The sequence below is a fragment of the Streptomyces sp. NPDC055078 genome, assembly GCF_053607985.1.
The window spans coordinates 1-8672 of sequence record NZ_JBSGUP010000344.1 but is presented as its reverse complement, the minus strand read 5'-3'; the positions used below and the strand labels follow the sequence as shown (position 1 = coordinate 8672).

The 8672-nt window shown below is 70.8% G+C and carries 7 protein-coding genes; 1 reads left to right on the top strand and 6 read right to left on the bottom strand.

Features of this window, described 5'->3' with window-relative positions:
• Positions 1–148: 148 nt before the first annotated feature.
• The 4 genes from ACWF94_RS25315 to bldG form a co-directional block, all read right to left on the bottom strand.
• Entirely contained in the window at positions 149–721 is a 573-nt protein-coding gene (locus ACWF94_RS25315) for a small secreted protein (protein ID WP_453492771.1), read from the bottom strand.
• Between the two features lie 205 nt (positions 722–926).
• Positions 927–3335, bottom strand: a complete 2409-nt coding sequence (locus ACWF94_RS25310) for a sodium-translocating pyrophosphatase (RefSeq protein ID WP_453492768.1) — start codon at positions 3333–3335, stop codon at positions 927–929.
• Between the two features lie 804 nt (positions 3336–4139).
• Complete coding sequence (locus ACWF94_RS25305; protein ID WP_453492765.1) at positions 4140–4580, bottom strand: ATP-binding protein; 441 nt, start codon at positions 4578–4580, stop codon at positions 4140–4142.
• A gap of 103 nt (positions 4581–4683) precedes the next feature.
• Positions 4684–5037: an anti-sigma factor antagonist BldG gene (gene bldG / locus ACWF94_RS25300; protein WP_078075833.1), complete on the bottom strand. Its 354-nt coding sequence runs from the start codon at positions 5035–5037 to the stop codon at positions 4684–4686.
• Between the two features lie 79 nt (positions 5038–5116).
• Here bldG and ACWF94_RS25295 point away from each other — a divergent pair, with 79 nt between their 5' ends.
• Positions 5117–7651, top strand: a complete 2535-nt coding sequence (locus tag ACWF94_RS25295) for a DEAD/DEAH box helicase (protein WP_453492761.1) — start codon at positions 5117–5119, stop codon at positions 7649–7651.
• Here ACWF94_RS25295 and ACWF94_RS25290 read toward each other — a convergent pair.
• On the bottom strand, positions 7548–8069 hold the full coding sequence (locus ACWF94_RS25290) for an Rv3654c family TadE-like protein (RefSeq protein WP_453492758.1): 522 nt from the start codon (positions 8067–8069) through the stop codon (positions 7548–7550). The two genes, ACWF94_RS25295 and ACWF94_RS25290, sit on opposite strands and share 104 nt — an antisense overlap.
• Positions 8070–8313: 244 nt before the next feature.
• Positions 8314–8672: TadE family type IV pilus minor pilin (locus ACWF94_RS25285; protein WP_453492755.1), on the bottom strand; the 359-nt coding region annotated here is incomplete at its 5' end.

The window sequence follows — 8672 nt, the reverse complement described above, 5'->3', positions numbered from 1 at the left end:
ATGGCGATGGCTACGGCGATCCCGATGGAGGCGGCGACGGTACGGGCGATACGGGCGGGTACGGGGCGGCCCTTAAGGCTCAGGAGAACGCGCCCGTGAGGCTCAGGAGGACGAGCCTGTGAGGCTCAGGAGGACGAGCCTGTGAGGCTCAGGAGGACGCGCCCGTACCGGGGCTGGCGGAGGCCGCCGGCTTGCAGCCCGGCTGTTTCGCCATGGCGTTGCCGGTCTCCCCCGTGCGCAGCTTGTTCCGCGCGCTCTGGTTCTGCTCGATCTTCGCCAGCCCGTCCGCCACCGGCTGGAGGCCGTCCGCGAACTTCTGCTGGTTCTGGGCGTCGAGCGCGTCGACCTGCTTCTTGAGGTCGATGTACGACGTGGAGTTGACGTCCAGTTCGACGGCCGCGTCCTTGACCAGCTGCTCGCCGTTGTCGACGGGCGGCGTCCCGGCGGCCCTGAAGGCGGCGGCGAGCGACTTGTTCACATCCGAGAGGTCCTGGAACGCCTTGGAGTCCGCGGCCTGGATGTCGGCCGGCTTGCCGTCGGACGCGGTCGAGCGGATGAGCTGCTCGGCGCCGGCCTGCTTCTTGATCTGCGGCTGCGCTTGGTCGCAGTACTTCTTGGCCCAGTCGTCGACCGTGAATTTGTCCTCGTCGCTGCTGCAACCGGACAGCGCCAGCACCAGTACCGCACCACCGGACAGCGCGACCGCAAGCTTCTTGTTCACCGAATGGGTCCCTTCCAAGGCTCCTCGGCCCCGGAACATACACGCCATGCGACCGGCACCCGGGAGCCGGGCACCCGATTACTGGCCTTTTAGAGGCATTCGCACCAAGAGAGACAAGGCTCACGGCGACAGCGAAGCGGGCGGCCGACGCGGCAAAACGCGTCGTCCGCCCGCTTTTCAGGCAGATGTGATGGATGAGCGGATGCTACGAGACCACCGCGGGATCGGGTGACTTCGCGCCCCGCCCGGCGGCGTTGGGTTCGTCGTCGCCCACGGCGATGCCCCGCCGTTTGGAGACATAGACGGCCCCGACGATGACGGCGATGGCGAGGACCGCCACCACCGCCCTGACTCCGGCGCTGGCGTCGTCGCCGTAGCTGAACTGGACCACCGCCGGTGCGATGAGCAGCGCCACCAGGTTCATCACCTTCAGCAGCGGGTTGATGGCCGGGCCCGCGGTGTCCTTGAACGGGTCGCCCACGGTGTCGCCGATGACGGTCGCGGCATGGGCCTCGCTGCCCTTGCCGCCGTGATGGCCGTCCTCGACGAGTTTCTTGGCGTTGTCCCACGCGCCACCGGAGTTGGCGAGGAAGACGGCCATGAGGGTGCCGGTGCCGATCGCGCCCGCGAGGAAGGAGCCGAGTGCCCCGACCCCGAGGGAGAAGCCGACCGCGATCGGGGTCAGTACGGCGAGCAGACCTGGCGTGGCCAGCTCCCGCAGCGCGTCCTTGGTACAGATGTCGACGACGCGCCCGTACTCCGGCTTCTCGGTGTAGTCCATGATCCCGGGGTGCTCGCGGAACTGCCGCCGCACCTCGTAGACCACCGCGCCCGCCGACCGGGAGACGGCGTTGATCGCCAGCCCTGAGAACAGGAAGACGACCGCCGCGCCGAGGATCAGTCCGACGAGATTGTTGGGCTGGGAGATGTCCATGACGAGATTCATGGGCGCGCCGTCGCCGACCTTCTCACCGACTTCTCTGGCCGCGGTCGCGATGGCGTCGCGATACGAGCCGAAGAGCGCGGCAGCCGCCAGTACGGCGGTGGCGATGGCGATGCCCTTGGTGATGGCCTTGGTGGTGTTGCCGACGGCGTCGAGGTCGGTGAGCACCTGGGCGCCGGCGCCCTGGACGTCGCCGGACATCTCGGCGATGCCCTGGGCGTTGTCGGAGACGGGCCCGAAGGTGTCCATGGCGACGATGACCCCGACGGTGGTGAGCAGACCGGTACCGGCCAGCGCCACCGCGAAGAGCGCCAGCATGATCGACGTACCGCCGAGGAGGAACGCCCCGTACACACTCAGGCCGATCAGCAGCGCGGTGTAGACGGCGGATTCCAGCCCGATGGAGATTCCGGCCAGGATGACGGTGGCGGGGCCGGTCAGCGAGGACTTGCCGATGTCCCGTACGGGACGCCGGCTGGTCTCGGTGAAGTACCCGGTCAGCTGTTGGATCAGGGCCGCCAGCACGATGCCGATGGCGACGGCGACAAGCGCGAGGACCCTCGGGTCTCCGGCGTGCGCGGAGATGGCGGCCTCGGTGACTCCTTCCAGTTCGGCGTACGACGACGGGAGGTAGACCCAGACCGCCGCGGCGACCAGGACGAGCGAGATCACCGCCGAGATGAAGAATCCGCGGTTGATGGCGGTCATCCCGCTGCGATCGGCGCGCCGCGGGGCGACCGCGAAGATGCCGATCATCGCGGTGACCACGCCGATCGCCGGAACGATCAGGGGGAAGGCGAGTCCGGCATCGCCGAACGCCGCCTTCCCGAGGATGAGCGCCGCGACGAGGGTGACGGCGTACGACTCGAAGAGGTCGGCGGCCATGCCCGCGCAGTCGCCGACGTTGTCGCCCACGTTGTCGGCGATGGTCGCGGCGTTGCGCGGGTCGTCCTCGGGGATGCCCTGTTCGACCTTGCCGACGAGGTCGGCGCCGACGTCGGCCGCCTTGGTGAAGATGCCGCCGCCGACACGCATGAACATGGCGATCAGCGCGGCACCGAGACCGAAGCCCTCCAGAACCTTGGGGGCGTCGGCGGCGTAGACCAGGACGACACAGGAGGCACCCAGCAGGCCGAGGCCCACCGTGAACATGCCGACCACGCCTCCCGTCCGGAAAGCGATCTTCATGGCCTTGTGCGCGACGGCCGTCAGATCCTTTTCCGGCTCGCCTTCCGCCGGTGTCGCTTCACGCGCCGCCGCGGCCACACGCACATTGGCCCGTACGGCAAGCCGCATCCCGATGTATCCGGTGGCCGCCGAGAAAAGCGCACCCACCAGGAAGAACACCGAACGTCCGGCGCGCTGTGACCAGTCGTCGGCGGGCAGAAGCAGAAGCAGGAAGAAGACCACGACGGCGAAGATGCCGAGAGTGCGCAACTGCCGTGCCAGATAGGCATTCGCGCCTTCCTGCACCGCCGCCGCGATCTTCTTCATGGAATCGGTGCCCTCGCCGGCGGCCAGCACCTGGCGCACCAGCAGCTGGGCCACGACGAGCGCCGCCAGCGCCACCACGGCAATGACAATCACGATCAGCCGATTGTCATCCGTCAGTACCGCTGCGGCGAGAGAAGTGGGGTGATCGGTCAGTTCTGAGGTGAAGAGCCCCGCCATTCGTCCTCCTTGACGTCGTCCAGAGCTCAAGATGTGGACGGATTGTAGGGAGCGGAACCTGATCAAAACAGAGCGCGACAAATAGAATTGACCTTCAGTCGCTACTCAGCAAATGATCGACTCCAGAAAGGCCCCCCGAAGGAAGTAATGGGGCGAAGGCATTGACGCCTGATCGATGATCTACAGAAATGTAAAAAGGCCCTGCTCAGCAGGGTCGCATTTACCGTAATGGTCCAGGGGCGGAGTCCACCGGACGATCACCCGCCGCCGCACCGCACGATCACCCGGAGTCGGCCGGCGATCCGTCGCAGTCGGGTAAACACATGATGCGCAGGGGAAACGCGGGCGGTACGGGACGGTGCCGGCCCATCGCGGGCGAGGGGTGCCCGCCGACGCGGGCGACGTGGCGAGGAGGCGATGAGGCGATGAGGCGACGGGCAGGAGCCGAGCATGCCGGGGGCGCCGCGGTGCGCGCCAGGGCGCGAACGAGCCGCGCGAGGCGTGCCGCGAGGGCCACAGCGGGCACGGCGGGCACGGCGGACGTGGGCAGGGAAGCGGTCACGGTCGCGGGGGCGCAGGACCAGCGGGGCCACGGACCGGCGAGGCGCGGGGGCGCCCGGCGGACGGGCGGGAACCAGCGAAAAACGGGTGAGGGCGGTACGAACCGGCGGAATCGCTCCGTATCGGCCCATCGATCTACCGCCCAGATCGCCCCATCGACCCGAACGAGCGCGAACGTCATCGCGGCTCTGGATCGGACGGGTCAGGGCTGGGCGGGGCCTGACAGGGGCGGACCGCGAAGGGTCAGGGGAGATCGGCGCCAGGGCTCGTCGGCCAGCTCATCCGGATCACACCACCCTCGTCAGTGGAACTGACCTCCATGTCATCGACGAGTCCGCTGATGACGGCGAGGCCCATCTCGTCCTCCTCTTCGGCTTCCTCCTCAGCGCTGCTGCGCGCGCCGGGGGCGGCCTTCGCCCCATCGGCGCCGGGTCCGGTGACCTCGTCCCCGACCTCGATGGAGAACGTCTTGTCCTCATCGGTCAGCACGACCCGGACCGGAGCGGTGATCCCATGGCCGCGGTGCAGCCCGACAGCGCGGCTGCATGCCTCCCCGACCGCGAGCCGGACCTCGTCCAGCACGGCCTCGTCGACCCCTGCCCGCCGCGCCACGGCAGCGGCCACCAAACGGGCGGTCCTGACGTGCTCGGGCTGGGCGCTGAAGCGAAGTTCGACGGTGGCCATGCGATCCCCCTCGGACGTACGGGCGTGCATCTCAGGGGCGCCCGGGCTGGATGCCCGGTGCCCCTCCCTTCTTCCGGCAGTCTTCGAAAGTCCCCGGGCCCCCTCAGTCGGTGGCCGCGACGGCTTCCTCGACCGTGGTGTGGATCGGGAAGACCTTGGTCAGCCCCGTGATCCGGAAGATCTTGAGAATGCGCTCCTGGTTGCACACCAGGCGCAGCGACCCCTCATGCGCGCGAACACGCTTCAGGCCGCCCACCAGCACACCGAGCCCGGTCGAGTCCAGGAAGTCCACACCCTCCATGTCGACAACCAGGTGGTAGCTGCCGTCGTTCACCAACTCGACCAACTGCTCGCGCAGCTTGGGCGCGGTATACACATCAATCTCGCCACCGACCTCGACGACCGTACGGTCGCCACCAGGGCCGGACACATTGCGAGTCGACAGGGACAGGTCCACGGATCCTCCAGCACCTTGCTATCGAGCGGCCGCCCCCTGAGGTCTCCCCGGCGGAGCCGGAGGACGGTCGCCAGCCGCGATGGCATTCAATCACTTACCAGCAGCCATGCACGACGCCTTGGGACCATTGTCCGTCACGCCAGTGACACACTCGGTGCCGATGGCCAAGAAACTCCGTCCCAAACGACGTCCCGAGAGCGGGGAAACCCGCCCCTCCCCCGGTACGGTCCTCGACCGGCTCGCCGCGGGGGCGGGCCGGGCCGCGCGCATCACTCATACGGAGCACTTGCCCCCGAGGCCGGGCCGCCATGCCGTCTGGCCCGACCGCATCCGCCCGGAAGTGATCAACGCCATTGAGCGGGCCGGCGTCGAGCACCCCTGGGCCCACCAGGCCGCCGCCGCCGAGCACGCGCTCGACGGCGAGTCGGTGGTCATCGCCACCGGCACCGCCTCGGGCAAGTCCCTGGCCTATCTGGCCCCGGTGCTCACCGCGCTCCTCGACGGCTCCGAGGCCCCGAACGGCCGCGGCGCCACCGCCCTCTACCTCGCGCCGACCAAGGCGCTGGCCGCCGACCAGTGCCGCGCGGTGAAGGATCTCGCCGCGCCGCTGGGCAATCGGGTCCGCCCGGCGGTCTACGACGGCGACACCCCCGTCGAGGAACGCGAGTGGGTCCGGCAGTACGCCACCTACGTCCTCACCAACCCGGACATGCTCCACCGGGGCATCCTGCCGTCCCACCCCCGCTGGTCCTCCTTTCTGCGCGCCCTGCGCTACGTCATCATCGACGAGTGCCACACCTACCGGGGTGTCTTCGGCTCGCATGTCGCCCAGGTGCTGCGCCGCCTTCGCCGGATATGCGCCCGCTACGGCGCGCACCCCGTGTTCCTGCTCGCGTCCGCCACCGCGGCGGAACCGTCCGTGGCCGCCGGGCGGCTCACCGGCCTGCCGGTCCACGAGGTGGCCGACGACGCCTCCCCGCGCGGCGAACTCGTGTTCGCTCTCTGGGAGCCCCCGCTCACCGAGCTCCACGGCGAGAAGGGCGCCCCGGTCCGCCGCACCGCCACCGCCGAAACCGCCGACCTCCTCACGGATCTGACCGTGCAGGGCGTCCGCACGGTCGCCTTCGTACGCTCCCGGCGCGGCGCCGAACTGGTCTCGGTGATCGCCAAGGAGCGACTGGCGGAGGTGGACGGCTCCCTGCCCCAGCGGGTCGCCGCCTACCGGGGCGGCTATCTCCCCGAGGAACGCCGCGCTCTGGAGCAGGCCCTGCACTCCGGGGAACTCCTGGGGCTCGCCGCCACCACCGCGCTGGAACTCGGCATCGACGTCTCCGGGCTCGACGCCGTCGTCATCGCCGGCTACCCCGGGACCCGGGCCTCCCTGTGGCAGCAGGCCGGGCGCGCGGGACGCTCGGGCCAGGGCGCCCTGGCCGTGCTCGTCGCCCGTGACGACCCGCTGGACACCTTCCTGGTCCACCACCCCGAGGCGCTGTTCCAGCGGCCGGTGGAATCCACGGTCCTCGACCCGGACAATCCCTACGTCCTCGCCCCCCATCTCTGCGCCGCCGCCGCCGAGCTGCCGCTCACCGAGGACGACCTGGCACTGTTCGGCCCGGCGACCGGCGACCTCATGCCCCAGCTGGAGTCCGCCAAGCTGCTCCGCCGCCGCGCCTCGGGCTGGCACTGGACCCGCCGCGAGCGGGCCGCCGACCTCACCGACATCCGGGGCGGAGGCGGCCGTCCCGTACAGGTCGTCGAGGAGGCCACCGGCCGGCTGCTGGGTACGGTCGAGGAGTCCGCCGCCCATACCGCGGTCCACGAGGGGGCCGTCCACCTCCACCAGGGCCGTACCTATCTGGTGCGGCGGCTCGACCTGGAGGACTCGGCGGCGCTCGTGGAAGAGGCAGTCCCGCCGTACTCCACCACCGCTCGCGACACGACCTCCGTCTCCGTGCTCGAAACCGACACCGAGATCCCCTGGGGCGACGGGCGCCTGTGCTTCGGCTCCGTCGAGGTCACCAACCAGGTCGTCTCCTTCCTGCGCCGCAAGCTGATCACCGGTGAGGTGCTCGGCGAGACCAAGCTCGACCTCCCGCCGCGCACCCTGCGCACCCGGGCCGTGTGGTGGACGGTCACCGAGGGCCAACTGGACGCCGCCCGGGTGAACCCCGAACAGCTGGGCGGCGCCCTGCACGCCGCCGAGCACGCGTCCATCGGGATGCTGCCACTCTTCGCCACCTGCGACCGCTGGGACATCGGCGGGGTCTCCGTACCGCTGCACCCGGACACCCTGCTGCCCACGGTCTTCGTCTACGACGGCCACCCGGGCGGCGCGGGCTTCGCCGAACGCGCCTTCCACACGGCCCATGAGTGGCTCACGGCGACCCGTGAGGCGATCGCCGTCTGCGAGTGCGACGCCGGCTGCCCGTCCTGCATCCAGTCCCCCAAGTGCGGCAACGGCAATGAACCCCTGCACAAACGCGGCGCGGTCAGACTGCTGACTGAACTGCTCAAGGGGGCTCCGCAGGAGCCGGGACCTCCTCAGGCAGGGGTGCCGGAGGTGCCGGGGGTTCTGCCGGGCCCAGGGTTTCCGGAGGACCCGCCCGCGACCTGACCTTCGGGCCGTACGGACCGACGCGGGCCCGGACCGTCACCTCGGCCAACGCGCCCACCACGGCGCACCGGACCATCTCCGCACCCTGCTCCCTCGCCACGCCGGCCGCCTCCGCGCAGGCAGGCACCGGGCCCCGCGGAGCGTTGTCGGCGGCGGCCAGCGCGGCCAAGTCCGCCGCCGCACCGGCCCGGTGACGGGCCACCACCACCTGCCCCAGAGCCAGCACCGCCGCGAACACCACACAGAGCACGGTCACCGACACGGCCACCCACACGGTCGCCGAACCGCGCTCCGGGCTCCGGGCCCTGCTCCCTGCCCTGGCCCCGGCCGCGACCCGGCCACCGGACCGGGAGACATTCCCGTCCCCGGTCCCGCCGGCCCCGCTTCCGGCCCGCAGGCGATCTCGTCCCGGCTTCATGGCAACCTCCTGTCCCGATCCGTCCTGCTCCCGCCCCGGCCTTCCCTGGCCGGACACCGGCTTCACGGCAACCTCCCGTCCTGACCGGTCCCCCCGCCCGCCCCGGCAAGGTCCCTCCCGGGCCGCCCACAGGGGGTCATCACCGCGGCCACGGCTGGTGACCGCCCACTGCCCCGGCCCACCCACGGGGCCGACGCCGTCCCGCGCCCGGATCCGGGCACCGTCCCCGGACCATGGGCCGTGATCACCCCGGCTCCGGCTCATGGCCCCTTCCCCTCCGGACCGGGCCGGCCGACTCCCCCTGCTCCCCCAGCCCCGCCACGGCCTCGGCACCGTCGGCGCCGTCGGCACCGTCGGCCACGGGGTCCTCGACCTCGGCGTCGGCACCGTCCGCCGTGTCCTGGGCTCCCTCGACCTCGTCCTCGGCGAAGGCCACTGCTTCCGCGCTCAGCCGCAGTGACAGGGCGCCCGGTCCAGGAGCCGCCGCCTGGACCCGCACCCGCCACAGGGCCCCATGACGGTCCAGCGTGACCCGTGCACCGCCCGGGGCGGCCGAGCGGGCGGCGGCCATAACGGCGCTTGGCGGCTCGGACCGCGCTGCTG

What these genes read in the sequence shown, in the direction of transcription:
- ACWF94_RS25310 (WP_453492768.1), bottom strand. Translation starts at nt 3,335, where the DNA reads ATGGCGGGGCTCTTCACCTCAGAACTGACCGATCACCCCACTTCTCTC.
- ACWF94_RS25305 (WP_453492765.1), bottom strand. Translation starts at nt 4,580, where the DNA reads ATGGCCACCGTCGAACTTCGCTTCAGCGCCCAGCCCGAGCACGTCAGG.
- ACWF94_RS25295 (WP_453492761.1), top strand. Translation starts at nt 5,117, where the DNA reads ATGGCATTCAATCACTTACCAGCAGCCATGCACGACGCCTTGGGACCA.
- ACWF94_RS25290 (WP_453492758.1), bottom strand. Translation starts at nt 8,069, where the DNA reads ATGAAGCCGGGACGAGATCGCCTGCGGGCCGGAAGCGGGGCCGGCGGG.